Annotated in this window: 28 protein-coding genes; 6 read left to right on the top strand and 22 right to left on the bottom strand. The window is 68.2% G+C overall.

Annotation, left to right across the window (positions count from 1 at the left end; genetic code table 11):
* Positions 1-2 precede the first annotated feature (2 nt).
* Together ABD974_RS18310 and ABD974_RS18305 are read left to right on the top strand one after the other, a co-directional pair.
* On the top strand, positions 3-377 hold the full coding sequence (locus ABD974_RS18310; RefSeq protein ID WP_345304791.1) for an Mth938-like domain-containing protein: 375 nt from the start codon (positions 3-5) through the stop codon (positions 375-377).
* Positions 374-976 carry a D-Ala-D-Ala carboxypeptidase family metallohydrolase gene (locus tag ABD974_RS18305; RefSeq protein ID WP_345304790.1) on the top strand — a complete coding sequence of 201 codons (603 nt, stop codon included), beginning with the start codon at positions 374-376 and terminating at the stop codon, positions 974-976. The genes ABD974_RS18310 and ABD974_RS18305 overlap by 4 nt, the downstream gene beginning before the upstream one ends.
* Before the next feature lie 70 nt (positions 977-1,046).
* Here the strand turns inward: ABD974_RS18305 and ABD974_RS18300 are convergent, their stop codons facing one another.
* From ABD974_RS18300 to surE, 7 genes are all read right to left on the bottom strand, one after another.
* Complete coding sequence (locus ABD974_RS18300; protein ID WP_345304789.1) at positions 1,047-3,368, bottom strand: TonB-dependent receptor; 2,322 nt, start codon at positions 3,366-3,368, stop codon at positions 1,047-1,049.
* A gap of 106 nt (positions 3,369-3,474) precedes the next feature.
* Positions 3,475-3,900, bottom strand: a complete 426-nt coding sequence (locus tag ABD974_RS18295; protein ID WP_345304788.1) for a DUF2946 family protein — start codon at positions 3,898-3,900, stop codon at positions 3,475-3,477.
* A gap of 103 nt (positions 3,901-4,003) precedes the next feature.
* Positions 4,004-4,861, bottom strand: coding sequence for an endonuclease/exonuclease/phosphatase family protein (locus ABD974_RS18290; protein ID WP_345304787.1), 858 nt, complete (start codon positions 4,859-4,861; stop codon positions 4,004-4,006).
* A 7-nt stretch (positions 4,862-4,868) separates the two neighbouring features.
* Positions 4,869-5,729, bottom strand: a complete 861-nt coding sequence (locus ABD974_RS18285; protein ID WP_345304786.1) for a peptidoglycan DD-metalloendopeptidase family protein — start codon at positions 5,727-5,729, stop codon at positions 4,869-4,871.
* Positions 5,726-6,340, bottom strand: coding sequence for a YqaA family protein (locus ABD974_RS18280; RefSeq protein WP_345304785.1), 615 nt, complete (start codon positions 6,338-6,340; stop codon positions 5,726-5,728). Before ABD974_RS18280 ends, ABD974_RS18285 begins: the two co-directional genes overlap by 4 nt.
* A 13-nt stretch (positions 6,341-6,353) precedes the next feature.
* Positions 6,354-7,040 (bottom strand): protein-L-isoaspartate(D-aspartate) O-methyltransferase, encoded by a 687-nt coding sequence (locus ABD974_RS18275; RefSeq protein ID WP_345304784.1) that lies wholly within the window; start codon positions 7,038-7,040, stop codon positions 6,354-6,356.
* On the bottom strand, positions 7,037-7,861 hold the full coding sequence (gene surE, locus ABD974_RS18270; protein ID WP_345304783.1) for a 5'/3'-nucleotidase SurE: 825 nt from the start codon (positions 7,859-7,861) through the stop codon (positions 7,037-7,039). Before surE ends, ABD974_RS18275 begins: the two co-directional genes overlap by 4 nt.
* Positions 7,862-7,972: 111 nt before the next feature.
* Between surE and ABD974_RS18265 the strand changes: the two genes are divergently transcribed.
* On the top strand, positions 7,973-8,530 hold the full coding sequence (locus tag ABD974_RS18265) for a Smr/MutS family protein (protein WP_345304782.1): 558 nt from the start codon (positions 7,973-7,975) through the stop codon (positions 8,528-8,530).
* A gap of 57 nt (positions 8,531-8,587) precedes the next feature.
* Here the strand turns inward: ABD974_RS18265 and ABD974_RS18260 are convergent, their stop codons facing one another.
* The 13 genes from ABD974_RS18260 to ABD974_RS18200 all read right to left on the bottom strand — a co-directional run bounded on the left by ABD974_RS18260 (position 8,588) and on the right by ABD974_RS18200 (position 18,481).
* Positions 8,588-8,860, bottom strand: a complete 273-nt coding sequence (locus tag ABD974_RS18260) for a hypothetical protein (RefSeq protein ID WP_345304781.1) — start codon at positions 8,858-8,860, stop codon at positions 8,588-8,590.
* 134 nt (positions 8,861-8,994) lie between these two features.
* Positions 8,995-10,032 (bottom strand): tRNA pseudouridine(13) synthase TruD, encoded by a 1,038-nt coding sequence (truD, locus tag ABD974_RS18255; RefSeq protein ID WP_345304780.1) that lies wholly within the window; start codon positions 10,030-10,032, stop codon positions 8,995-8,997.
* A complete protein-coding gene (gene ispF / locus ABD974_RS18250; RefSeq protein WP_345304779.1) occupies positions 10,029-10,514 on the bottom strand; it encodes a 2-C-methyl-D-erythritol 2,4-cyclodiphosphate synthase in 486 nt (161 codons plus the stop codon). Before ispF ends, truD begins: the two co-directional genes overlap by 4 nt.
* A complete protein-coding gene (locus ABD974_RS18245) occupies positions 10,511-11,047 on the bottom strand; it encodes a hypothetical protein (RefSeq protein WP_345304778.1) in 537 nt (178 codons plus the stop codon). Before ABD974_RS18245 ends, ispF begins: the two co-directional genes overlap by 4 nt.
* 25 nt (positions 11,048-11,072) lie before the next feature.
* Positions 11,073-11,762 carry a 2-C-methyl-D-erythritol 4-phosphate cytidylyltransferase gene (gene ispD, locus ABD974_RS18240; protein ID WP_345304777.1) on the bottom strand — a complete coding sequence of 230 codons (690 nt, stop codon included), beginning with the start codon at positions 11,760-11,762 and terminating at the stop codon, positions 11,073-11,075.
* Positions 11,759-12,106 (bottom strand): cell division protein FtsB, encoded by a 348-nt coding sequence (ftsB, locus tag ABD974_RS18235; RefSeq protein WP_345304776.1) that lies wholly within the window; start codon positions 12,104-12,106, stop codon positions 11,759-11,761. The genes ispD and ftsB overlap by 4 nt, the downstream gene beginning before the upstream one ends.
* A 10-nt stretch (positions 12,107-12,116) precedes the next feature.
* A complete protein-coding gene (gene eno / locus ABD974_RS18230) occupies positions 12,117-13,406 on the bottom strand; it encodes a phosphopyruvate hydratase (protein ID WP_345304775.1) in 1,290 nt (429 codons plus the stop codon).
* Between the two features lie 39 nt (positions 13,407-13,445).
* Positions 13,446-14,393 (bottom strand): hypothetical protein, encoded by a 948-nt coding sequence (locus ABD974_RS18225; RefSeq protein ID WP_345304774.1) that lies wholly within the window; start codon positions 14,391-14,393, stop codon positions 13,446-13,448.
* Between the two features lie 79 nt (positions 14,394-14,472).
* Positions 14,473-15,132: a hypothetical protein gene (locus ABD974_RS18220; protein ID WP_345304773.1), complete on the bottom strand. Its 660-nt coding sequence runs from the start codon at positions 15,130-15,132 to the stop codon at positions 14,473-14,475.
* A gap of 61 nt (positions 15,133-15,193) precedes the next feature.
* On the bottom strand, positions 15,194-16,027 hold the full coding sequence (gene kdsA, locus ABD974_RS18215) for a 3-deoxy-8-phosphooctulonate synthase (protein WP_345304772.1): 834 nt from the start codon (positions 16,025-16,027) through the stop codon (positions 15,194-15,196).
* Complete coding sequence (locus tag ABD974_RS18210) at positions 16,024-16,332, bottom strand: hypothetical protein (RefSeq protein ID WP_345304771.1); 309 nt, start codon at positions 16,330-16,332, stop codon at positions 16,024-16,026. The genes kdsA and ABD974_RS18210 overlap by 4 nt, the downstream gene beginning before the upstream one ends.
* Before the next feature lie 31 nt (positions 16,333-16,363).
* Positions 16,364-18,052 (bottom strand): CTP synthase, encoded by a 1,689-nt coding sequence (pyrG, locus tag ABD974_RS18205; RefSeq protein WP_345304770.1) that lies wholly within the window; start codon positions 18,050-18,052, stop codon positions 16,364-16,366.
* 141 nt (positions 18,053-18,193) lie between these two features.
* Positions 18,194-18,481 carry a hypothetical protein gene (locus tag ABD974_RS18200; protein ID WP_345304769.1) on the bottom strand — a complete coding sequence of 96 codons (288 nt, stop codon included), beginning with the start codon at positions 18,479-18,481 and terminating at the stop codon, positions 18,194-18,196.
* Between the two features lie 220 nt (positions 18,482-18,701).
* Between ABD974_RS18200 and ABD974_RS18195 the strand changes: the two genes are divergently transcribed.
* Genes ABD974_RS18195 through ABD974_RS18185 form a run of 3 tightly spaced genes read left to right on the top strand, consistent with a single transcriptional unit; the run spans position 18,702 to position 21,630 of the window.
* Complete coding sequence (locus ABD974_RS18195) at positions 18,702-19,148, top strand: hypothetical protein (RefSeq protein ID WP_345304768.1); 447 nt, start codon at positions 18,702-18,704, stop codon at positions 19,146-19,148.
* Positions 19,149-19,196: 48 nt separating this feature from the next.
* A complete protein-coding gene (gene parE / locus ABD974_RS18190; protein ID WP_345304767.1) occupies positions 19,197-21,086 on the top strand; it encodes a DNA topoisomerase IV subunit B in 1,890 nt (629 codons plus the stop codon).
* Between the two features lies 1 nt (position 21,087).
* Positions 21,088-21,630 (top strand): DUF1697 domain-containing protein, encoded by a 543-nt coding sequence (locus ABD974_RS18185; RefSeq protein WP_345304766.1) that lies wholly within the window; start codon positions 21,088-21,090, stop codon positions 21,628-21,630.
* An 18-nt stretch (positions 21,631-21,648) separates the two neighbouring features.
* Here ABD974_RS18185 and ABD974_RS18180 read toward each other — a convergent pair whose 3' ends face one another.
* Positions 21,649-22,689: a hypothetical protein gene (locus ABD974_RS18180; protein ID WP_345304765.1), complete on the bottom strand. Its 1,041-nt coding sequence runs from the start codon at positions 22,687-22,689 to the stop codon at positions 21,649-21,651.
* A 457-nt stretch (positions 22,690-23,146) separates the two neighbouring features.
* Positions 23,147-23,662, bottom strand: coding sequence for an McrC family protein (locus tag ABD974_RS18175; protein ID WP_345304764.1), 516 nt, complete (start codon positions 23,660-23,662; stop codon positions 23,147-23,149).
* Positions 23,663-23,775: the final 113 nt, after the last annotated feature.

Below are 23,775 nucleotides of genomic sequence, written 5' to 3'. Positions count from 1 at the left end.
CGATGCAGCTCCATCTCGAACGTCCGGATCACGAATTCTTCCTGCGCGGTGCCGACGGCGCCGGCGCGCTGGTCAATGACCGCCGCCTGACCGCGAGTTTCCTGCTGTCCCCCGACACGCTGGTCGAGTCCTGGCCGGTGCGTGATGTGGCCGCGATGTCGCCGGCCGATCTGGAACCGCTGTTCGCGCTGTCGCCGGAACTGGTCCTGCTGGGCTGCGGCGACCGCCAGACCTTTCCGCCCGCCGCCACCCTCGCCGCCTGCCTCTCGCGCGGCATCGGTCTGGAAACGATGACCAACGCCGCCGCCGCGCGCACGTTCAACGTGCTCGCCAGCGAAGGCCGCCGGGTGGTCGCCGGCTTCGTGCTGGCAGGATGAAGACGGCGCCGCGCCGACGCTGGCTCGCGCTCGCGATGCTGGGCGTCGCGCTCTGCGCCTGCACCTCGATCCTGCCGCCGGCATCGCGGCATGCCCGCTGGCTCGATGCCGGGCATCGCGACGCCGCCGAAGGCTATGCGGCCTACCTGCGGAGCGAAGGCGTGGGCGACATCGTTCCCGCCGCCGCGCTGGCGCGGACCGCGCGCCGTTGGCGGCTCTGCGGCAACCGGGAGTTCGACGTCCCGCCGCCGGCGTTGCAGGCGAACATGCCACCGACGCTGCGTCTGGTCGCACGCCTGCGCGACGCAGGCATCGTCGATCCGCAGCGTGCGCGATCGGTGTATCGCGATCCGGCGATGAACACCTGCGCCGGCGGCAGCGCCCGCAGCAAGCATCTGGAAAACCGCGCGATCGATTTCGATCTGCCGAAGCGCGGCGACAACGTCGAAAGACTCTGCGCGTTCTGGCGCGAACATGGACAGGCGCTGGACATGGGCCTCGGGTTCTACACGCCGACCGCGATCCATATCGACACCGCCGGCTATCGCACCTGGGGCGAGGACCACAGCTGGCGGACCTCGCTCTGCACCGCCGGTTGATCGCGACGCGCATCCGCCCTGCCGGGCGCGGAGGCCCGGCAGGGAGAATCGATGCGCGCAGCGTCTGCGATCAGAACGTCACCTTCACCGCCGCGTACACCGAACGTCCCGCGCCGGGCACGGCGATGCCCCAGCGCGGATAGTTCGGCGCCGCCGGATTGATCGACATCGTGGTGCCCTGTCCGACGTAGGCGCCACCGGTCGGCAACGCATGGAAACGGTCGAACAGATTGTCGACGCCGACATCCACCCGCAGCCGCGACCACTCGCGCGACAGCCGCAGATTCGCCAAGCCGTAGCCGGCGGTCTCGACTTCGTTGCGCACGCGCGAGACGGCGTTCTTGCGGTCCACGCCCACCGCTTCCAGCGCGCCTTCCCAACCACCGTTGCGCCAGGTCAGCGCCATCCGCGCGTTGAGCGGCATCCGATGATGGAGATTGTCGCCGGTGCGGGTGTTCTCGCCGCTGGACCACGCCAGCTCGCCTTCGACGCCGAACGTGCCGAAGCGGGTTTCGCCGAACGTCGCCTTGCCGGACAGATCGACGCCGAACAAGCGCGCGCTCTGGTTGGCGTAGCGCAGCGTGGTGAAGGCGTCGCGCATCGGCACCGCGCGCGGCGCGTTGGTCGCGGGATCCCACTGCACCGCGTCGATGTAGTCTGCGATCCGCGTGTAGTACGGCGTGATCTGCAGTTCCCAGCCGCGATCGGCCGCATGCCGGTCGAGGGTGAGCGAGACCGTCGCGGCACGCTCCGGGCGCAGATCGGGATTGCCGATGTAGCCGTTGCCGTCGCCGACGAAGTTGTTCATCACCGCGGCCATGGTCCACGTCGACCACGGATAGACTTCGTAGAGACCGGGCGAGCGCGTCTTGCGGGCGAGACCCAGCGCGAGATCGGTGCGGTCGCTGGCGGCGAAGCGATAGAGCGCGGTCGCATCCCAGTTGCCGTCGCTGCGGTCCCGATCGCTGGCGTTGAACCGCGCGGCGTCGCGCATCTGGTACGACCCCATCATGTTGCTGGCCGGGTCGTAGCCGCGGACATCGCCGGCATCCATGCGCACGCGTTCGTAGCGGACGCCGAGTTCCAGGGTGCTGCGCGCATCGAAACGACGCTCCCATTCCGCATAGCCGGCGCTGCGGTCGCGCCGGCCGTCGCGGATGTTCCAGAACACGCCCGGCCACATCATGCCGCCCGACGGCGGCCACCAGTCGTCCAGCCGGTAGCTGCGGTGCGCCACGCCGAGGCGCAGGCGATCGTCTTCGCCCAGCACCAGATCGGCCTCCGCCGACAGCGCCGTGGTGTCGCTCTCGGTCAGCATCGGCATGCCCGCGGCGCAGGTCGATCCCAGCGGCGAACACGCCACGGCGTTGCCGCCGGGCGGGAACTGCCCGCCGGACGCCATGCCGTACCAGTCGCGCTTGTCGGCGCCGAAATCCATCGCGTGTTCGAGCGTTTCGCGATAGGCGCGCACGTCCAGCCGGCCCCAGTCGAAATCGCCGAGGTAGCGCAGATTCAGTCGCCGCTGGCGGTTGTCGGTGAGATCCATGCGCTGGTTCGGGAAGCCCTGTTCGGGGATCGACTGCCAGCCGAGTTTCGCTTCCAGCAGGTGGTCGCCCCAGGTCCAGGCGAGATCCAGGCGCTGGTTGTGCACGCGATATCCCGTGGAGCCGACCTCGTCGCGATCGAGGTCGTGACCGGCGCGGCCGGTGAAGTCGTAATCCTTGAAGTCGTCGCCGGCGCGGTAATCGTCGGCGCGCGCGGTGGAACCGGCGTAATGGATGCGGAAGCGTTCGCTGGCCCAGGTCGCGCCGACGTTCGCGCCATGGGCGTCGCCGTTGCTGCGGTAGAAGGCGCCGACTTCGCCCGAGAACCGCGGATCTTCGCCCGCGGCGGCGAACGTCGGCGGCGCGGTGTCGACGACGATGCTGCCGCCGATGGAGTCGCCGCCCTTCGAGACCGGCACGATGCCCGGGTAGACGACGATCCGGCCGACGGCCGACGGCGACACGTAGGACAGCGCGGGATTCATGTGGTTCGGACACGAAGCGGTGATGTCGGCGCCGTCGACGAGGATGCGCAGACGATCGTCGGCGAGACCGCGAATCGACGGCAGACCGGACACGCCCCCCGCCTGGTTGATCGACACGCCGGGCAGACGATCGAGCAGCGCGGCGGTGTCGTCGGTGGCGGCAGCGCGATCGAGGGCGCCCTGTTCGACGCGGCGCGCGGGCGCGATCGAGGCGCGATCCGCTTCGACCAGCACTCTGGGCAGGGTGGCGACGGCGGTGTCGCCATCGGACGGGGTGTGCGCATCGGCGGGTTCGGCGGCGGACGCGCAGAGCGGAAGCGCGGCGAGGATGGCCGCAGCGAGCGGCCGGAAACGGAACGGCATGGTGGAACTCCTGGATTCGGTGTCGTGCGCGCGAGGGCACGCGCGCGCTGCGCACGCAGGCGCGCGACGCATGCGAGGCGCTGGAATGTGTGGATCGGACGGGCGATCAGCCCGCGAAAACCATCGTCGGCGGCCCGCGCGGGCCCAGGCCCATGCGATGCGCAGCGGTGACGCCGCGATCGGACGGCGAACGGAGATCGTCGGAGGAGGACACGGACGCCGGATGCGCCATCGGCGGCGGAGCCGGCAGATCGAGCGAGGCCAGCAGCGGACAATAGGCGCAGTCGTCGCCATGGCCGGCCGGTGCGGGATCGCGCTGCGGCGCCGGCCGATCAGCAGACAAGGCATCGAGACGCGAAACAGGCAGGTATTCCAGGCCCCGCACCGTGCACATCGCCAGCACGACGGCGTCCTGCGCCTCCTGCGCGAACGCCTGCTGCAACCGCCCCACCGTGGGCAACAGCGACAGCAGCAGACTCGCGGCGAGCGCGAGCGCGGAGAGCCATCGATGCGGGCGACGGAAAGACCTCATGCGCGACATGTTATCCGGCACGCCGCGGCTGGAATGTTGCGCGCGATCAATTCCGTTCGGAGTGCCATCGCCACTCGCCATGGGTGCCGTATGGATCGCAGCATCAGCGCGGCAGGAGGCGCACCCGCACGCCGTAGTGATCCGACGGCCATGCGCCGTTGGCATCGGCGCGATCGAGGATGATCCGCGCATCGTCGATGCGGAAGGCATCGCGCGGGAAGAACACGTGATCGATGCGCAGCGGCGCGTGACCCGCATGCGTGTTGAGCGTGCTGCGTTCCGGCGCGTCGACATCCTCGCCGGGATGCGCGGTGGCGTAGGCGTCGACGAAGGCATCGGCCAGCGGCTTCAATTCGGGCGCGTCGGCGCGGGTGTTGAAATCGCCGCCGATCAACACCGGCGCATCGCCGCGGGTGGCCGCGACGAAGGCCAGCAGGTCCTCGACCTGCCGCGCGCGGATCGCGCCGCCCTCGGCGGTGTGGTGGAGATGGGTGACGTAGATCGAGATCCGGCGGCCGCCGATGTCGGCGAGCACATGGCCGGCGTTGCGGTAATCGTCGAGCGGCGCGAGTTTGATCTCGTGCGTCGCGAGCGGCTCCGCGCGGGTCAGGATCGCGTTGCCGTAACGACGCGCGCGATCCGGCGGATCGACCGAGAAGAACCGGTACCGGTAACCGAGCCGTTCGGCGAGCGTCGCCGCCTGGTTCGGCAATCCGGCGTCCTGCAGCACTTCCTGCAGCAGGATCACGTCCGGCGACTGCGCCTGCAGTCCGGCGACGATCAGGTCCTGGCGATGCGGCCAGTCCTGTTTGTCGTGCCAGAGATTCAGGGTGACGACGGTCAGCGGCGCATCGGCGCGGGTCCCGCGATGACAGCCCGCCAGCAGCATGGCGAACAGCAGCGCCGCGATCGCCGACCGCAGAACGAGCGCGGCGACGATGCGAGTGCGGATCGCTCGCATCCGAATGTCAGCGCTTCGGCAGCGCCTGCAGCGGATCCTGCGGCTTGCCGTTGAAACGTATTTCGAAATGCAGCATGTCGCGCGAGGCGCCGCTGCGGCCCATCTCGGCGATCTGGTCGCCGGCCTTCACGCGCTGGCCTTCGTTGACCAGGCGCGCGCGGTTGTGGCCGTAGGCCGAGAGCCACTGTTCGTCGTGCTTGACGATGATCAGCTCGCCGTAGCCGACCAGCCCGGCGCCGGAATACACCACCACGCCGTCGGCCGCGGCGCGCACGGGAGCGCCGCTCTTGCCGGCGATGTCGATGCCCTGGCGGGTGGGATCGCCCGCGGCGAAGCGGCCGACCAGCGCGCCATCGGCCGGCCAGCGCCAGTCGAACGCGGCGGCGGCCGGCGGCGGGACGGGTTGAGGCGGCACCGGTCGCGGCGTGGTCGCGGGCGGCGTCGTGGCGGGCGATGTCGTGGTCGACGGCGGTCGCGTGCCGGCCGGGGGGCGGGGCGTCGACGCGGGTGTGGTGCCGGCGACGCGCGGCGGCGTCGGTCCCGCGGGTCGGGGCGGTTCCGGGCGACGCGCATCCGGCGGCGTCAGCCGCAGGCGCTGGCCCGGATGGATGGTGTACGGCGGCGGGATGCGGTTCCACATCGCCAGATCGAGCGGGCTGACGCCGTGCGTCGTGGCGATCCGGTAGACGGTGTCGCCCTTGCGCACCAGCGCGGTCGATCCGGGCTTCGGCGGCGACACCGGACGCGCGGCCTGCGGCTTGCCGCGCGGCGCGGTGCGCACCACGGTGGTCTGCGCGCACGCCGCGAGCAGCGCCAGCATCAGCAGCGCCGCGAGCGCGCGCATCGCCGGAACGCGACGCCCGCTCATCCGGCCCACGCCCGGTAACCGAGATAGCAGCCGGCGACCAGCAGGACCGCGGATGCGCCCCAGCCGATCGGTTCGATGTAGCGCTGCAGCGCGCGTTCGGCGCGCTCGCCGCCGAGGCGGATCGCGATCGCGATCAGGTACACGCGCTTGCCGCGACCGATCGCCATCGCGGCGAGATACGGCACCCACGGCACGCCGACCACGCCCGAAGCCCAGGTGAAGACCTTCATCGGGATCGGCGCGAAACCGCCGGCGACCAGCAGCCAGAACACCGCCCACGGCGACTCTTCCATCTTCGTGCGGACGGTGTCGATGCCGTGCTGGATGGCGTCCATCATGCCCAGCGCTTCGAACGCCGGCTTCATGAGTTCGAAGGCGTAATGGCCGAGCAGATAGCCGACGACCGCGCCGGCCATCGAGGCCGCGAGGCTGAGGGTGGCGAACCACAGCGCGCGCTTCGGTTGCGACAGCGACATCGGCGCCAGCATCGCCTCGGGCGGCACCGGAAAGATGATCGCTTCGATGAAGCTCAACCCGGCGAGCAGGCGCGGCGCGTGCGGATGGCGCGACCAGGCGATGGCGCGCTGGTACATCGGGGCGAAGAGCTTCATGCGGCGCGTCCGCTCATCCGTCGATCGCTCCCGACAGCAGCGGCACGAACACGACCGCGGCGAGATCGCTGCGTTCGATGCTGCCGTCCGCGGCCTTGCGCAGTTTCACCAGCGATTGCCCGCCGCTGCCGCCGACCGGGGCGATGAGCGTGCCGCCGGGCGCGAGCTGCGCGGTGAGCGCATCGACCAGCGCCGGCGCCGCGGCGGTGACGACGATGGCGTCGAACGGGCCGTTCTCCGACCAGCCGATGCGGCCGTCGTCGTGTTTGCTGCGGATGTTCAGGCCGAGGGTGCGGAAGCGCTTGCGCGCGGTGCGCAGCAGGTCGCCGATGCGCTCGACGGTATGCACTTCCAGCCCCAGCGCGGCGAGGATCGCGGCCTGGTAGCCGGAGCCGGTGCCGACTTCCAGCACCTTCTTCGGCTGCGCGCCGTCCTCGAACAGCGCCTCGGTCATGCGCGCGACCACCCACGGCTGCGAAATCGTCTGGCCGTGGCCGATCGGCAGCGCGTTGTCCTCGTAGGCGCGCGCGGCCAGCGCTTCGTCCACGAACAGATGGCGCGGCACGGTGCGGATGGCGTTGAGCACGTTCTCGTCGACGATGCCTTTCTCTCTGAGACGCTCGATCAGGCGATCGCGCACGCGCTGCGAGGTCATGCCCATGCCGATGGCCTCCGGCTGCAGGCGCATGCGCGCGGTCATGCCGGGGCTCCCGGGCCGCGCGGCGTGTCCTGCTGCGCATCGTGTTGGGCATTCTCCAGACCGGCGGCGAGGCCGCCGACCCAGCTCGCCACCTGTTCCAGCGCCTGGTAGCGGGTCAGATCGACATGGATCGGAGTGATCGAGATGAAACCGGTGCGCACCGCGTGGAAATCCGTGCCCGGGCCGGCGTCCTGCTCGGGACCGGCTGCGCCGATCCACCACCAGGTGCGGCCGCGCGGATCTTCCTGCGGCGTGCAGGGTTCGGCGCGGTGGCGGTTGCCGAGGCGGGTCACCTCGAAACCGCGGATCTCCGCCCACGGCAGGTCGGGCACGTTGACGTTGAGGATGGTATCGGCCGGCAGCGGGTCGGCGCGCAATCGGGCGACGATCTCCACCGCGGCGCGCGCTGCGGTTTCGTAGTGCAGGCCCTTGTGATCGGCGGTGACCAGCGACACCGCCACCGCGGGCAGGCCCAGGAAGCGGCCTTCCATCGCCGCGGCGACGGTGCCGGAATAGATCACATCGTCGCCGAGGTTGGCGGTGTTGTTGATCCCGGAGACCACGATGTCCGGCTCGTGTTCGAGCATGCCGGTGATGGCGACGTGGACGCAGTCGGTGGGCGTGCCGTGGACGCGCCAGGTGGTCTCGTCCTGACGGATGACCCGGATCGGCATGTCCAGGGTCAGCGAGTTGCTGGCGCCTGAACGGTCGCGGTCGGGCGCCACCACCAGCACCTCGTGCCCGGCCGCACGCAAACCTGCGGCGAGGACGCGGATGCCGGGGGCGTCGACGCCGTCGTCGTTGCTGACCAGGATGCGCATGGAGTCGGAATCGTCGCCATCGGAGGGAGATGCCCCGAATGATACCGGATGCATCGGACCTGCTCGCGCACGCATGCGCCGCGCCCGCTCGCCCTGCTAACCTCGACGACGATGAAACCGCGCAAAGACCCGCCTGCAGCGCCCCTGCCCGAGGACGACGACGCCGCGCTGTTCCGCGCCGCGATCGGCCCGGTGCGCGAACTGCCGGCGGCGGACACCGGGCCGCAGAAACCCAGGCCGAAGCCGGCCGCGCGGATGCGCGATCTCGACGAAGACGATGCCCGCAGCGAGTTCCGGCGCATGCTGGACGCCAACCCGCTGCTGGCCGGCGACACCCTGAGCTACCGCCGCGACGAAGTCCCGCAGCGGGTGCTGCAGCGGCTGGCGCGCGGCCACTACGCCGCGCAGGACGAACTGGACCTGCATCACGTCGACGCGGCGACCGCCGAGGTCCTGCTGCGACGGTTCATGAAGGAGGCGCGGGAGGCCGGCGCCGGCTGCGTGCGCGTGATCCACGGCAAGGGCCTGAACTCGCCGGACGGGGTGCCGACGATCAAGAATCTGGTCGACCGCATCCTGCGCCAGCGCAGCGATGTGCTGGCGTTCCATTCCGCGCCGGCGGCCGCAGGCGGCACCGGCGCGGTGCTGGTGCTGATCACCGACCGCTGAGCGCCGACCGATCCCGCAGGATCGGGGCACGGATCCCGCGTGATCGGTCGCGCGTGGTCAGTCGCGATCGGTCGGCACGTCGACGTGCCGCTTCACCGGCTTGTTGACCCAGCGCACGATGATGCCGCGGCGGCGGGCCATGTTCTCGACGTAGGCCACGTAGCGCGCATCCTCTTCGATGCGCGGCTGATAGGTGGTGGCGACCTGCGCCGGAGCGGTCTGGATGCGGGCGGGCGGCGGCGCCACGGCGGATTCGTCCATGGTCCTGCACCCCGGCAGGAACACGGTGGCGATGGCCAACACGAGCGGCAGGAAACGTCTTGCGTTCATCTGAAACCTCCGGAGCGACGGCGGTTCACGCGCGCCCGGCGACCGCAGGGCGCTCACCCCGGCTTATACGCCTGCGCAGCGCCGACGGCTGTGCGCGTCCTGCGTTTCCGACGAACGGCACAGGCCGGACGCATTCAGCCGTAGGCCGCGTCCACGACCTCGCCCAGCTCGGCAAGCACGGTGGTGGCGTAACAGCCCGCCGGCAGCTCGAACCGCAGGCGCAGCGCATCCGCCTCCCGCCACTCCCAGGCCAACGCCTGCGGCCGCAGGCGCAGCGCGCGCCGCTCCTGCTCCAGGCCGGCGCGCTCCAGACCGGCGCGCAGGGCCTGCGGCCCGCTATCGTCCAGCACCGCGAGCTCGAGCGCGCGCGCTTCGCCCTGGCTGCGCAATTCGCCGCGTCCCCACAGCGGCCCGCTGGGATGGATGTCGAAACGCGCCAGACGCTCGGCCAGCGTGTCGTTCCAGGGCTCCGGGCCGAAGACGCTGCGGCTGCCGTCGAGCATCCAGACCTCGCCGTCGAGGCCGCGGTCCCAGTCGCCGCGGCGCACGCGTTCGGCCAGCACCCGGTTGAACAGTTCCGAACGCGCGGCCGAGAGCAGATGCGTACGCTCCTCGCGCGGCACGCGGCGACCGGCGAACATCGACAGCGCCTTGGCGACGTTGTCGCCGCCGCGGCCGAAGCGCTGCTCGCCGAAATAGTTCGGCACGCCGCGCGCGGCGATCGCGCGCAGGCGTTCGTCGATGACGCCGGCATCGCCGACGATCCCGCGCAGGGTCAGCGCGAAGCGATTGCCGGCCAGCGCGCCGCGCGGGAGTTTGCGCGCGTGCCATGCATGGGCGAGCACGCGCAGATCGTCCGATTGCAGCGCCGCGATGTCGGGTGCGATCTTCTTCGGAATCCAGACGCTGAAGCGCTGACGGGTCAGCGCGTGACGGTCCTTCAGCCCGGCATAGCCGATCGCCGATTCCGCGACGCCCGCCCATTGCGCGATCCGCTTCGCGGCGAACGCGGTGTTCATGCCGCGCTTCTCGATCGTCAGCAGCAGATGCTCGCCGGCGCCGCTGGCCTCGAACGCATCGATCTCGTCGACGACGAAATCCTCCGGCGCGCTGCGGATGCGCGCGGACAGCACCGCCTCGCCGTGGGCGCGCGCCGACGCGGTGTCGCTCACGCGTGGACCAGCAGGCAGACGGCCTGCGCGGCGATGCCTTCGCCGCGGCCGGTGAAGCCGAGCTTCTCGGTGGTGGTGGCCTTCACGCTCACCGCATCCAGGGCGATGCCGAGATCCTGTGCGATTGCGTGCCGCATCGCTTCGGCATGCGGCCCGACCTTTGGCCGCTCGCAGATCACGGTGAGGTCGACGTTGCCCGCCTTCCAGCCCAATTCGCGGATGAGGCGATCGCAGTGGCGCAGGAACGCACGGCTGTCGGCACCCTTCCACTGCGGATCGCTCGGGGGGAAATGGGTGCCGATATCGCCAAGCGCCAGCGCGCCCAGCAGCGCATCGCACAACGCATGCAGGGCCACGTCGCCGTCGCTGTGGGCGACGATGCCGCGATCGTGCGGCACGCGCACGCCACCGAGCATCACGTGATCGCCGTCGCCGAAGGCGTGGACGTCGAAACCCTGGCCGATGCGGATCTCGGCGGTCATGGCGCGATCAGCGCGATCAGGAGGCGCTGCATGTCGAGGTGCTTCAGCAGGCCGGCGCCGCTGGACATGACCTGCGGGTTCTGCAGCATGTCGGTGGCGGCGGACGTGCCCAGCGCCTGGAAACTCCTGCCGATCGCATCGGTGCCGGATTGCTTCACCGCGGCGCGCAGCGGCGCCGCGCATTGTTCGGCGAGCAGCTTCTCGAACACGCCGGCCGCGGCCCGATCGATGACCAGACGCTGCGCGGCATCGATCTGCGTCATCGAGGCGATGTCGGGATGTTGGGCGATGACCGCGAACACCCATTTCACCAGGACGCGCCTGTCTTCGGGCGAAGCGGATTCGACCAGGCATTTCGTCAGCGCGTCCTGCGCGCGGAGGGTCGGCGCGACCTTCGGCGCCGCCGGCGCGACACGCGCCGGCGCGGGCGTCGCGGCCTGCGGCTGCGCGGCGGATACGGGGGCGGACGCCATCGAGGCCGGCACGTCCAGCACGGCCAGCGACAGCATCGCCGTCAACATCACAGTCTTCATCATTCTCCCTTGCGTCGTCGCGGCATCAACGATGGCGTTGCGAAAGCACGAACTCGAACCGCGCCAGATCGGCCGGCGTGGTGATCTTGAAATTGTCCTCGCGGCCTTCCACCAGCAGCGGTCGCAGGCCCTGCCGTTCCATCGCCATCGATTCGTCGGTGATGGCCACGCCCGCGGCCTGCGCGGCGGCGAGCGCGCGGCTCAGCTGCATCCGCCGGAACAACTGCGGCGTGTACGCGCGCCAGAGACGTTCGCGCGGCTCGGTGCGGTCGATGCCGCCGTCGTCGCCGGCGCGTTTGAGGGTGTCGCGCACCGGCGCGGCGAGGATCGCCCCCACCGGGTCGCCGCAGCCCAGGTCGAGCAGGCGATCCAGATCGGCATGCGCGAGATTCGGCCGCGCGGCATCGTGGACCAGCACGAATTCGTCGGCGCGCACGTCGTCGGGCAAGGCGTTCAGCCCGGCCAGCACCGAATCGGCGCGCTCGGCGCCGCCGCTGCAGGTCAGCACGGGTTTGCCGGCCACCGCATCCATGCCGCGCCAGAAACGGTCGTTCTCCGCGATCACCACCATCACGCCATGGACCGACGGATGCGACAGCAGCGCATCGAGGGTATAGGCGATCAGCGGCCGCCCGCCCACGTCGAGATATTGCTTGGGCAGTTCGCCGCCGAAGCGGGCGCCGCGCCCGGCCGCGGGCACCACCGCCCAGATCATGGCGACTCGCCCCCATCGACGGCGGCGTCGACGGCCGCATCGACCGGTGCCGGCGGTTCGACCACGCGATAGAAGGTCTCGCCGGGCTTGATCATGCCCAGTTCGCTGCGCGCGCGCTCTTCGGCCGCGGCTTCGCCGGACTTGAGGTTTTCGACTTCCGCCGCAAGCTGGTCGTTGCGCTGGCGCAGCCCGCGGTTCTCGACCGCCTGCCGCTCGACCTTGGTCTGCAGCGCGCCGGTGGCGGACGCGCCGCCTTCGCCGAACCACAGCCGATACTGCAGCCATGCCAGCAGCACGAGCATCAGCAGCGCGAGGATGCGGAGCGGGCGGAGACCTTGGGTCATCGTTTCGACATCAGCCCCCGTGCAACGAGACGAACGCGTCGCGGCCGGCGTATTTCGCCGACGCGCCCAGCGCCTGTTCGATGCGCAGCAGCTGGTTGTACTTCGCGACGCGGTCGCTGCGGCACAGCGAGCCGGTCTTGATCTGGGTGGCGGTGGTCGCGACCGCGATGTCGGCGATGGTGGTGTCCTCGGTTTCGCCCGAACGATGCGACAGGATCGCCGCGTACTTCGCCGCGTCGGCCATCGCGATGGCCTCCAGGGTTTCGGTGAGCGTGCCGACCTGGTTGAGCTTGATCAGGATCGCGTTGGCCACGCCCTGGTCGATGCCCTCGCGGAAGATCTTCGGATGGGTGACGAACAGATCGTCGCCGACCAGCTGGACCTTGGTACCGAGCCGATCGGTCAACTGCTTCCAGCCCGCGGCGTCGTGTTCGGCCATGCCATCCTCGATACTGACGATCGGATACTCGCGGCACCAGTCGGCAAGCACGTCGACGAACTGATCGCCGGTGAGACGCTTGCCTTCGCCGGTGAGGTTGTACTTGCCGTTCTCGAAGAATTCGCTGGACGCGACATCCACCGCGAGCAGCACGTCCTCGCCGGCACGGTAGCCGGCCTTGCCGATGGCTTCGATGATCGCGTCCAGCGCTTCGGCATTGCTGCGCAGGTCGGGAGCGAAGCCGCCCTCGTCGCCGACCGCCGTGCTCAGGCCCTTGCCCTTCAGCACCGACTTCAGCGCGTGGAAGATTTCGGCGCCGCAGCGCAGCGCCTCGGAGAACGAATCGAACCCGACCGGCAGGACCATGAATTCCTGCAGGTCGACGTTGTTGTCGGCATGCGCGCCGCCGTTGATGATGTTCATCATCGGCACAGGCAGCGACACGTCGCGGCCGTTGGCGAGGTACTGCCACAGCGCCTGTTTGCGCGACGCGGCGACCGCGTGTGCCGCGGCCATCGACACGCCGAGCAGCGCATTCGCGCCGAGCCGGCCCTTGTTCTCGGTGCCGTCGAGATCGATCAGGCGCCGGTCGAGGCCGGCCTGATCGGCGGCGTCGAAACCGGTCAGCGCCTGGGCGATCGCGCCGTTGACGTGGCCGACCGCCTTCTGCACGCCCTTGCCCAGATAACGCGCCCTGTTGCCGTCGCGCAGTTCGACCGCTTCACGGGCACCCGTGGACACGCCCGAAGGCACCGCCGCGCGGCCGAAACCGCCGTCGGCGAGCGCGACCTCGGCTTCGAGCGCGGGATTGCCGCGGCTGTCGAGGATTTCGCGGGCGTGGATGCGGGTGATGGCGGTCATGGATTTTCGAGCGGATGGATTGAGGTAATCGTGCAGGCTTCAATGCTCTTCGGGAAGGCCGAGGTGTTCGCGCAAGCGGGCACTGGGCTTGAAATCGCAACCCAGCTTGAGATAGCGATTCTGATAGTACTTGTCGTATAACACCATCTTTCCGATATGGCGCATGTCCATGGCCGTTCCCATCAGCAACTTGTAGACCACAAACACTTCGTCGATCGTCCTGGCGGACTCGATTCCTTCCCGATCTCCGTCTTGCAACAATCCATCCGCGCTCAGACTGGATACGACATGCGCGCGAATGGCGGCCTGCACATCCGCCGGAATCGCTTTGCTCAGCGACTCCCGATCGATACTCTCGTCCTCGGCCATTTCGTCGTCGACGCACTCGACGAACGCGTTGGTGAATCCGGTCATTTCGTCCAGCAACGCCGTATTGGCCATCATCCAGTCGCGCTCCGGGTCCCCACCCGGCAGAAGATGCGCAGGCACTTCGCACGATGTGATGCCGAGAGCTTCGATTTGCGCGATACGCAGCCTTGCAGACAGCCGAGGTCCGGTCATCGCAAAAGCCAGGTCATCGACAGGACGAGCGATCGCAGCCGTGACCGCCTTGAGCCTGCCCCGATCATCGAGATCGGCCTCGGGATCGATTCCCATCTCCCGCAGCGACTGAAGCGTCCAGTCCTTCTGGAGATCCGCATACAGCGGGGCCACCTTGCCTTTCGCGATCACCGCTTCGAGCGCGTCGTTTTCACCGATATCGCCGGCCTTGAATGCGGCCGTCACGCACTGCTCGAATCGCTCCTGCGCATCCAGCTGGATCAAGAAATCCGGTATTTTCGTTTCGCGTCCCGCCGCTGGCATCGAAGATTCGACCCCACCCTTCTCCGATGCGGAAGCGTACGCCGCCGTCAGGGCAGATGCAGTGAGGATCGCCAGCAACAGCATCGACCGAAGGAACACCGAAATCGCGCGGGCATGAATCATGGAAACCGTGCTCGTGGCGCGTTCTCCCGATGCGGATGCGAAACGGCATCGCCAGCGACATGGCCGTGGATTCGAAGCGTCATGATCGTGCGCTGGTGTCGAGGAGAACGTGCAGCTTCGGATCGGGAACGCACTTGCCGTCGCTGACCGCGGCCATGTGCAGCATGGTTTCGGCGAACACCTTGACCGCCTCATCGCTGCCCTGCTTGGTACCGATGGTGCGCCAATGCACGGACAGCGTGTCGTAGGCGGCGGCCACCCGCTGCGGTTGGCTGGGGCGATCGCCGTACCCGGTCAGATCGAAGGCGTAGCCATCGGGATCGTAGCGCTTCGCGTCGGCGATGAGGGCCGCGCCGTGCCTGCCGGCGGCGAGGCGTTCGATCAGGCGCACCGCGCCGCGCTGGCTGCGGGTGTCGAAGACATCGGCCACGCAGACGTCCAGCTTGTGCGCGTAGTGATACAGCTCGGCCGCGCGCAGCTCGGAGCGGACGTGATCGAGACCGCCGGCATCGCGCACCGCGCGCGACTGCTCGCCGGCATCCATGGCGCGATAGTAGATGCGGGTCTGCGAGGCCAACTCCGGATCGACGGTCGTGACCGACGCGATCACCGCATCGCGGAACGTCTGTTCTTCGGCGCCGACGACGCGCCGGGGTTCGACCGCCGTCCGGAACTCTTCCGGGGGCGCCTGATCGCCGCAGGCGGACAGGATCAGCGCGACGACCGGAACCGCCGCCATCGGTCCAAGGCGACGACGGCCTGCGCGCGCCGCGGATGTGGCATGCGATACCGCACCGGGCTCAGACATCGGCTTCGAGGAATCCATTGCGCTTGGTCACCGCATCCAGCGCCTGCAGCGTTTCCAGCAGCGCGCGCATTTTCGGCAGCGGCCACGCATTGGGGCCGTCGCTCAGCGCCTTGGCCGGATCGGGATGGGTTTCCATGAACAGGCCGGCAATGCCGACGGCGGTGGCCGCGCGCGCCAACACCGGCACGAATTCGCGCTGGCCGCCGCTGCTGCTGCCCTGCCCGCCCGGCAACTGCACCGAATGGGTGGCGTCGAACACCACCGGGCAACCGGTGTCGCGCATCACCGCGAGGCTGCGCATGTCGCTGACCAGGTTGTTGTAACCGAAGCTGGCGCCGCGTTCGCAGACCATGATGTCGTGGTTGCCGGTCGACTTCGCCTTCTCGACCACCGGCTTCATGTCCCAGGGCGAGAGGAACTGACCCTTCTTGATGTTCACCGGCTTGCCGGCAGCGCAGACCTTCCGGATGAAGTCGGTCTGGCGCACCAGGAACGCCGGCGTCTGCAGCACGTCGACCACGCTCGCCACTTCGTCCATCGGCGTGTATTCGTGCACGTCGGTGAGCACCGGCACGCCGATCTGGCGCTTCACTTCCGCCAGCACGCGCAGACCTTCCTCCATGCCCGGGCCGCGGAAACTGGTGCCCGAGGTGCGGTTGGCCTTGTCGAAACTGGACTTGAAAATGAAGGGAATGCCGAGCGCGGACGTGATCTCCTTCAGCTGCCCGGCGACATCGAGCTGCAACTGCTCGGACTCGATCACGCAGGGGCCGGCGATCAGGAAAAAAGGCCGGTCGAGACCGACGTCGAAACCGCAGAGTTTCATTGTGCGACAGGCCCCCGTTGCAAGATGGAATAGGACAGCAGCGCGGCGCCGGCGAGCGCGCCGAGACCGATCAGCAGATAACGCAGCAGCCAGCGCGTCGACCGGCCATGACGGATGAGATAGAACCAGCCGATCACCGGCACCACCATCGCCAGCACCGCGAAGCGCTCGCGACCCCGTTCGCGCGCGAGACCGGTGGCGCTGACGGTGGCGGCCACGGCGACGAAGAACAGCAGGGCGATCGCGATCGCCAGCAGCGTCACGAACGACAGCGCCATCACGGCCGAGACCGTCGCGTCGCTCACCGCCCTGCGCTCCCCGGCGTCGCCGCAGTCGTCACGCGCTCGCCTCCTTCAGCAGCTTGCCGCCGGCCTTCCGCTCGCGCGCGGCGCGGATGAAACCGATGAACAGCGGATGGCCGTGACGCGGCGTGGACAGGAATTCCGGGTGCGCCTGACAGGCCAGGAACCACGGATGCTGCGACTGCGGCAGTTCGATCATTTCCACCAGCAGGTCGTCGAGCGATTTGGCCGAAATCACCAGACCGGCATCTTCGAGCTGGGTGCGATAGCGATTGTTGAATTCGTAGCGGTGGCGGTGACGCTCGCCGACCACGTCCTTGCCGTAGAGCCTGTGCGCCAGCGTGCCCGGCTTGACCCGCTGCTCCTGCAGGCCCAGGCGCATGGTGCCGCCGAGATCGCTCTTCTCGCTGCGACGCTCCACTTCACCGGTGGCGGTGCGCCATTCGGTGATCAGCCCGATCACCGGATGCGGGCTGCGACGGTCGTTCTCGGTGCTGTTGGCGTCGGTCAGGCCCAGCTTGTGGCGCGCGTAATCGACCACCGCCGCCTGCATGCCATAGCAGATGCCGAAATAGGGAATGCCGTGTTCGCGTGCGTACTGCGCGGTGAGCACCTTGCCCTCGAAACCGCGATCGCCGAAACCGCCCGGCACCAGGATGCCGTCGACCCCGGCCAGCGTGACGGCCGCGCCGTCGCGTTCGATGTCCTCGGATTCCAGCCACTTCAGCGTCACCCGGCTGCGCTGGCGCAGGCCGCCGTGCTTCAGCGCCTCGGCCACCGACTTGTAGGCATCCTTGTGGTCGACGTACTTGCCGACGACGGCGATGGTGACTTCGTCGATCGGCCGTTCGGAGGCATCGACCACCGCTTCCCACTCGGACAGATCGGCGGTCGCCGCGGCCTTGTGCTGCAGGTGCAGGTGTTCGACCACGATCTGATCGAGCTGCTGCTGATGCAGCCACATCGGAATCTTGTAGATGTTGTCCAGATCGACCGCCGAGATCACCGCCTTTTCGGAAACGTTGGTGAACAGCGCGATCTTGCGGCGCTCGCCGTCGGGCAGCGGTTGTTCGCTGCGGCACAGCAGCACGTCGGGCTGGATGCCGATCGAACGCAGTTCCTTCACCGAGTGCTGGGTGGGCTTGGTCTTGAGCTCGCCGGCCGCGGCGATGAACGGCACCAGGGTCAGATGCATGAACATCGCCTTCTCGGCGCCGCGTTCGGTACGGATCTGGCGGATGGCTTCGAGGAACGGCAGCGATTCGATGTCGCCGACGGTGCCGCCGATCTCCACCAGCGCCACGTCGTAGCCCTCGGTGGCGGCGTCGATGCAGCGCTTGATCTCGTCGGTGATGTGCGGAATCACCTGCACGGTGGCGCCGAGATAATCGCCGCGGCGCTCCTTGCGGATCACCGATTCGTAGATCTTGCCGGTGGTGATCGAGTTCTTGCCCGACAGGCGGGTATTGACGTAGCGCTCGTAGTGACCGAGGTCGAGATCGGTCTCGGCGCCGTCGTCGGTGACGTACACCTCGCCGTGCTGGAACGGGCTCATCGTGCCCGGATCGACGTTGATGTAGGGGTCGAGTTTCATCATCGTCACCCGCAGGCCGCGGGCTTCGAGGATGGCGGCGAGCGAGGCGGCGGCAATCCCTTTGCCAAGTGAGGACACCACGCCGCCGGTGACGAAGACGAGGGGTGTCGCGGAGCTGGGGGGGTTCATGGCGGCAGCGGGTCGCTGGAAAGCCACAGTCTACCGGGAAGCGATGGTCGCGGCGACCCCGACGACGCAAGCGATTGATTTTCCGGGAAAGAAAAAACGCCCCGGAATCCGGGGCGTGGAAGGCGGAGCGGGTGGTCGGGCTCAGATGTCCTCTTCTTCCTCCAGCTCGCGCTCGGGGTGCTTGCGATCCCCGTTCTGGTCGCGCTTCGGCTTGCGGGCCTCGGCCTTGCGGGCGGCCTCGGCGCGGGCGGCGTCATCGGCCTGGCGCTTGTCGGCCTCGGCCTTGGCCTTGTCGGCCTCATCGTTGTTGGTTTTGGCGGGCGGGCTGCCGGTGTTGGACTGTGCGGCGACGCTGCCGACGACTGCCAGCAGCGCGGCCGCCAGCGCCAGCGGCACCAGGACGAAAGCGGGGCGGCGGAAACTCTTCATGGTCGGGATTGGCCGCATGCGCCGGAGGATCGGCGGGTTCTTCGCGGTCCCGGGCACCATACCGGCGCGGAACACACTGCGGCATGAATCCGGCCACCCCGCCGGCCGCAGACTGAACGGCTTGACCCCGCACGGCCGGGCCGCCAAGCTCGCCGCCTTCAGCCGCGGGCCCATGCACGCCCGTGGCACGCGATCCGCCCCGCCGCCAGACGATGCCCGCATGAACGTCCGCAAGACCGCCAGCCCGCACCCGCCCGCCGCCTCGTTCCATCCGCTGTGGCTCGTGCTGGGCCTGCTGGTGGTGATCGGTCTCGCGTGGCTCATCGGGCGGCCCGGCACACCGATCACCGCCCAGGCGCTGGCGACCGAAATGAATCGCCGGGTCCAGATGCCCCGCGATCTCGGCGACGGCTTCAGGCTCGAACGCATTTCCGCGCAGGGCAATACGCTGGTGTTCACCACCTCGACCACCACCCTGCCGCCCGGCCCGCTGACCGCGGACGAAGTCCGCACCCTGGAAACGGCGCTGGTCTCCGATGCCTGCCGCGAGCTGGTCAAGGAACGGGCGATGCTCGTCCAGCATCGCATCGACGTGCTCAAGGAACTTCGCGACGGTTCGGGCAAGATGCTCGCTTCGGCCCGCATCCGCCCCGCCGACTGTCCCTGAGCCGGCATCGCGCTTCCGCCACTCCCACACGCCAATCGACGCCCACGCATGAGCTCACGCTACAACGCTGCAGACATCGAAGTCCTGTCGGGCCTGGATCCGGTCAAACGCCGGCCGGGCATGTATACCGACACCTCGCGCCCGAACCATCTGGCGCAGGAGGTGATCGACAACGCCGTCGACGAAGCCCTCGCCGGCCACGCCAAGGGCATCGACGTGGTGCTGCACGCCGACGGCAGCTGCGAAGTCTCCGACGATGGTCGCGGCATGCCGGTGGACATCCATCCGGAAGAGAAGATCCCGGGCGTCGAGTTGATCCTCACCCGCCTGCACGCGGGCGGCAAGTTCAGCAACAAGAACTACACCTTCAGCGGCGGCCTGCATGGCGTCGGCGTCAGCGTGGTGAACGCGCTGTCGAAGCTGGTGGAAGTGCACATCAAACGCGACGGCAACGAATACCGCATGACCTTCCGCGATGGCGACCGCGCCACGCCGCTGGAAGTCGTGGGCACGGTCGGGAAGAAGAACACCGGCACCCGGATCCGGTTCTGGCCGGACGGCAAATATTTCGATTCGTCGAAATTCGTGATCCGCCATCTGCGCCATCTGCTGCGCGCCAAGGCCGTGCTCTGCCCCGGCCTGACCGTCACCCTGCTGGACGCCGCGACCGGCGAGAAAGACCAGTGGTACTACGAAGACGGCCTGCGCGATTACCTGAAGGGCGCGCTCGGCGCGACCGAAGTCCTGCCGCCGGAACTGTTCGTCGGCCAGCTGAAGAAGGATTCCGAAGTCGTCGACTGGGCCGCGGCCTGGGTGCCGGACGGCGAGCTGGTGCAGGAAAGTTACGTCAATCTGATCCCGACCGCGCAGCACGGCACCCACGTCAACGGCCTGCGCACCGGCTTCACCGATGCGTTGCGCGAGTTCTGCGATTTCCGCAACCTGCTGCCGCGCGGCGTGAAGCTGGCGCCGGAAGACGTGTGGGACCGCGTCGCCTTCGTGCTCAGCATCAAGATGACCGACCCGCAGTTCAGCGGCCAGACCAAGGAACGACTGTCGTCGCGACAGGCCGCGGCCTTCGTCGAGAGCGCCGCGCACGACGCGTTCTCGCTGTGGCTCAACCAGCATACGGAACTCGGCGAGAAGATCGCGCAGCTCGCGATCGAGCGCGCCGCCGCGCGCCTGAAGACCGAAAAGCAGATCGTCCGCAAGAAGGTCACCCAGGGGCCGGCCCTGCCCGGCAAGCTCGCCGACTGCATCAGTCAGGACCTGTCGCGCACGGAGCTCTTCCTGGTCGAAGGCGACTCCGCCGGCGGTTCGGCGAAGCAGGCGCGCGACAAGGATTTCCAGGCGATCCTGCCCCTGCGCGGCAAGATCCTCAACACCTGGGAAGTCGCCTCCGGCAGCGTGCTCGCGTCGCAGGAAGTGCACGACCTCGCGGTCGCGATCGGCTGCGATCCGGGCAAGGACGACATCAGCGGCCTGCGCTACGGCAAGGTGGTGATCCTCGCCGACGCCGACTCCGACGGCCTGCACATCGCGACCCTGCTGTCGGCGCTGTTCCTGAAGCATTTCCCCGCGCTGGTGAACGCCGGCAACATCTTCGTGGCGATGCCGCCGTTGTTCCGCGTCGACGTGGGCAAGCAGGTGTTCTACGCGCTGGACGAGGAAGAGAAGCGGCTGCTGCTGGAAAGGATCGAACGCGAGAAGATCAAGGGACAGGTCAACGTCACCCGCTTCAAGGGTCTCGGCGAAATGAACCCGATGCAGTTGCGTGAATCGGCGATCCATCCGGACACACGTCGACTGGTGCAGTTGACCGTCGATGGCGGAACGGAGACCCATGCGCTGATGGACATGCTGCTGGCGAAGAAGCGCGCGGGCGATCGGAAGACGTGGCTGGAGGCGAAGGGCGACCTCGCCACGCTTGAAGTCTGAAATGTCGACCCACATCGCCTTGTTCCGCGGCATCAACGTCGGCAAGGCCAAGCGCATCGCGATGGCCGAGCTGAAGGCGATGTTCGAGGACCTCGGTTTCTCGGACGTGCGAACCCTGCTCAACAGCGGCAACGTGGTGTTCGATGCGGCGCGCGGCGCGCCCTCGGCTCATGCGGCGCGCATCGGCGCGGCGCTGGTCGAACGCACCGGCGTCGCGGCGAACACATTGGTGCTCAAGGCGACCACGCTGGACGCGGCGATCGCCGACAATCCGTTCGCGGACCGCATCGACGATCCCTCGCGGATGCTGGTCGGTTTCTACCTCGACGGCGCCGACCGCGCACCATTCGAAGCGCTGCGGCGCGAATTCCCGGACGAAGCCTTCGCGCTCGGCGCGCACGCCTGTTATCTGTGGTGTCCCGACGGCATCCTCGAGAGCCGCATCGGCGAGGCCCTGGGCGGATCGAAATTCCGCGACCGCGTCACCGCGCGCAACTGGGCGACCACGCTGAAATTGCAGGCGCTTGCCTGCGCCGGGGCCTGACGCCGGCGCAGGCTCGGCTCAGGCCATCCCGACGTAGATCTGCGCGTACAGCGGGTGATCGACCTCGCCGAGCAGGCGCAGGCGCTGATGTTCGGGCAACACCGAGGCGATCTTCTCGAAGGTATCCAGCGGCGACAGGCCTTCGGCCACGACTTCGTCGACCACCGGCTGCGAGAGTTCCCAGTCGGCGGCGGTGCGCGCCAGATCGGCGGCGTCCTCGCGACTGAGCAGATCGTGGACGACCATCACCCGGTCGCGCACCCGCTCCCACTCGCGCGCGTCGACCTGCCCCGACTGCAGGAAACGATCGATGATCGCCTCCTGCAACGCGGACAGACGGCTGGCGCGCTCCATGTCCACCGCCATCTGCATCTGGCGCTCGTCCAGCTGCGGCACCGCCTGCCCGGTGGCTTCCGAAACGCGCTCGCCGACGCGGCGCATCTTCTCGGCGTCCGGCATTTGCTTCGCCAGGATGTGATCGATCGAACGCGCGTAAAGCTCGATGAACACCGGCGCGAAATTCAACGCGTCCACCCATAGCGCGTCGCCGTCGAGCGGCTGCGCGCGCAGCGCGGCGAAGGCATCGGCCGGCGCCAGCGCGGGATCGGCGATGCAGCGGCTGCCCGGCGGCACGTTGTCCGGATCGTGGATGGGATTGGTGGTGACGGTGCAGGTGCGGTAGTCCTCGTACACCCGCACCACGTCGAAGAACGACGGCATCAGCTTGTGATCGTAGACCGCGGCGGCGGTGCCGTCCTGCGGGTGGGTGCCCGTCCACAGCTGCATGCCCTGCATTTCCGGCACCGAGTAGCGGCCGACTTCGGCGAAACCGGCGACCAGCATCGCTTCGATCAGGCCGGCGGTGCCCGGCTGCTGCCAGGGCTGCACGTTCGGCTCCAGGGTGATGCGCGCGGCGATCCCGGTCTGCGGCAGATTCGCCATCGCGGCGATCTTGCGCGCCAGCCACCACGGCAGCGCGTAGCGCAACAGCAGCCACAGCAACAGGATCAACCCGATCAGCGTGGCCACCGCCACGATCAGCACGTTCAACAGCGTCATCTTGCATTCCCCGGTCGAGCGACCTTTCCGTCAGTGTACGGATCCCCGGGGAAATACGGAATTCGGGATGCCCGGCGGCCAGCCCGCCGCTGCGCGGATCGGTGCCCGGGTGGAGATGGCGTGACCTCGGCCGCCGGCAACAGCGACCGACGACTGCGGCCATATGGCAGGCCGCGGAACCACCATTCGCAGACCATGGCGGCCAGCCGCGCAGGATGGCGGTGAGCGCAGCAACCCCCACTCACTCGCCGCGTCCGCATGTCGCAGGAAAACGAAACGGCCGCATGCGGGCGGCCGTCGATGCATCGTTCGGAGTTCGCCGCGGGTGTCGCCGATGGGTGGGGTTCGCTGCGCTTACCGCTACTCGACGAGTTCACCCTATGAGCTTGCGGGTGGAAACTCTATTCTGACCCCTGTTTTTGCAGTTAGGCCATTTTGCAGGGTGTTCATGGCATTTCTAAGAACCTGCTCGTTCAATTTCTGACCTCATGCATTTACGCAGATTGTCGAGTGATGCCTGAAGGGCTTCATACGCTTCTGCCGCAGGTTTTTTGAAAGCTGCAGTTGGATCGGGGGCCTGAATGATGGCGATGGTGCTTTCGCCAACTTTCACTTGACGAGGAGACGCCTTGACGTGCAAGAGGGACCATTCGTGAAGTTTGTCGGCGGCATCGTCATAGGCCAAGTTCACTTCTTCGGAAGCAATTAACCGTATCTTTGCGTTGACGCGACTCAATTCTAGTGTCAGGTCAAAACTCTCAAGCCGTTGACCGCGTTGAATGGCCTGCTCCAAATGAGCGAATACTTCGGAGAATAGTTCTTGCAGGTCTTTGCGGCGCTCAACTGCCAAAGCTGTTTTTCGATCACGATCATCTGTGCCGCGCTTCAGGCGCCATGCAAAGTAGGCTGCAAGCAGAGCAAAGACGCCCGTAGTGGCGTTTCCGATTATAGGGATGATCTCTTTCATATCCATGTGCGGCAAGGCCTAACGCCTGAGTTAAGCCGACCCTTGACGGGCCGGCAGATGACCTGAGACGAATCATGTAGCCGATCGGCAGGTGAGTTCTCTACCCTCGACAGACCAAG

This window comes from Lysobacter hankyongensis, assembly GCF_039543145.1.
Taxonomy (GTDB): Bacteria; Pseudomonadota; Gammaproteobacteria; order Xanthomonadales; family Xanthomonadaceae; genus Lysobacter_I; species Lysobacter_I hankyongensis.
This window is presented reverse-complemented; position numbering and strand designations above follow the sequence as displayed.

Excerpts from the sequence above, each read along its gene's own strand:
- ABD974_RS18305 (WP_345304790.1), top strand. The coding sequence starts at position 374 with ATGAAGACGGCGCCGCGCCGACGCTGGCTCGCGCTCGCGATGCTGGGC.
- ABD974_RS18180 (WP_345304765.1), bottom strand. The coding sequence starts at position 22,689 with ATGACGCTGTTGAACGTGCTGATCGTGGCGGTGGCCACGCTGATCGGG.
- ABD974_RS18300 (WP_345304789.1), bottom strand. The coding sequence starts at position 3,368 with ATGCCGTTCCGTTTCCGGCCGCTCGCTGCGGCCATCCTCGCCGCGCTT.
- surE (WP_345304783.1), bottom strand. The coding sequence starts at position 7,861 with ATGCGCATCCTGGTCAGCAACGACGACGGCGTCGACGCCCCCGGCATC.
- ABD974_RS18185 (WP_345304766.1), top strand. The coding sequence starts at position 21,088 with ATGTCGACCCACATCGCCTTGTTCCGCGGCATCAACGTCGGCAAGGCC.
- kdsA (WP_345304772.1), bottom strand. The coding sequence starts at position 16,027 with ATGAAACTCTGCGGTTTCGACGTCGGTCTCGACCGGCCTTTTTTCCTG.
- ABD974_RS18260 (WP_345304781.1), bottom strand. The coding sequence starts at position 8,860 with ATGAACGCAAGACGTTTCCTGCCGCTCGTGTTGGCCATCGCCACCGTG.
- ispD (WP_345304777.1), bottom strand. The coding sequence starts at position 11,762 with ATGATCTGGGCGGTGGTGCCCGCGGCCGGGCGCGGCGCCCGCTTCGGC.
- ABD974_RS18280 (WP_345304785.1), bottom strand. The coding sequence starts at position 6,340 with ATGAAGCTCTTCGCCCCGATGTACCAGCGCGCCATCGCCTGGTCGCGC.
- ABD974_RS18290 (WP_345304787.1), bottom strand. The coding sequence starts at position 4,861 with ATGCGAGCGATCCGCACTCGCATCGTCGCCGCGCTCGTTCTGCGGTCG.
- ABD974_RS18200 (WP_345304769.1), bottom strand. The coding sequence starts at position 18,481 with ATGAAGAGTTTCCGCCGCCCCGCTTTCGTCCTGGTGCCGCTGGCGCTG.
- ABD974_RS18275 (WP_345304784.1), bottom strand. The coding sequence starts at position 7,040 with ATGACCGCGCGCATGCGCCTGCAGCCGGAGGCCATCGGCATGGGCATG.
- ispF (WP_345304779.1), bottom strand. The coding sequence starts at position 10,514 with ATGACCGCCGAGATCCGCATCGGCCAGGGTTTCGACGTCCACGCCTTC.
- ABD974_RS18295 (WP_345304788.1), bottom strand. The coding sequence starts at position 3,900 with ATGAGGTCTTTCCGTCGCCCGCATCGATGGCTCTCCGCGCTCGCGCTC.
- ABD974_RS18220 (WP_345304773.1), bottom strand. The coding sequence starts at position 15,132 with ATGGCGGCGGTTCCGGTCGTCGCGCTGATCCTGTCCGCCTGCGGCGAT.
- eno (WP_345304775.1), bottom strand. The coding sequence starts at position 13,406 with ATGACCGCCATCACCCGCATCCACGCCCGCGAAATCCTCGACAGCCGC.
- pyrG (WP_345304770.1), bottom strand. The coding sequence starts at position 18,052 with ATGAACCCCCCCAGCTCCGCGACACCCCTCGTCTTCGTCACCGGCGGC.
- ABD974_RS18225 (WP_345304774.1), bottom strand. The coding sequence starts at position 14,393 with ATGATTCATGCCCGCGCGATTTCGGTGTTCCTTCGGTCGATGCTGTTG.
- ABD974_RS18285 (WP_345304786.1), bottom strand. The coding sequence starts at position 5,729 with ATGAGCGGGCGTCGCGTTCCGGCGATGCGCGCGCTCGCGGCGCTGCTG.
- ABD974_RS18310 (WP_345304791.1), top strand. The coding sequence starts at position 3 with ATGCAGCTCCATCTCGAACGTCCGGATCACGAATTCTTCCTGCGCGGT.
- ABD974_RS18195 (WP_345304768.1), top strand. The coding sequence starts at position 18,702 with ATGAACGTCCGCAAGACCGCCAGCCCGCACCCGCCCGCCGCCTCGTTC.
- ABD974_RS18265 (WP_345304782.1), top strand. The coding sequence starts at position 7,973 with ATGAAACCGCGCAAAGACCCGCCTGCAGCGCCCCTGCCCGAGGACGAC.
- ABD974_RS18245 (WP_345304778.1), bottom strand. The coding sequence starts at position 11,047 with ATGAAGACTGTGATGTTGACGGCGATGCTGTCGCTGGCCGTGCTGGAC.
- parE (WP_345304767.1), top strand. The coding sequence starts at position 19,197 with ATGAGCTCACGCTACAACGCTGCAGACATCGAAGTCCTGTCGGGCCTG.
- ABD974_RS18175 (WP_345304764.1), bottom strand. The coding sequence starts at position 23,662 with ATGGATATGAAAGAGATCATCCCTATAATCGGAAACGCCACTACGGGC.
- ftsB (WP_345304776.1), bottom strand. The coding sequence starts at position 12,106 with ATGACCCAAGGTCTCCGCCCGCTCCGCATCCTCGCGCTGCTGATGCTC.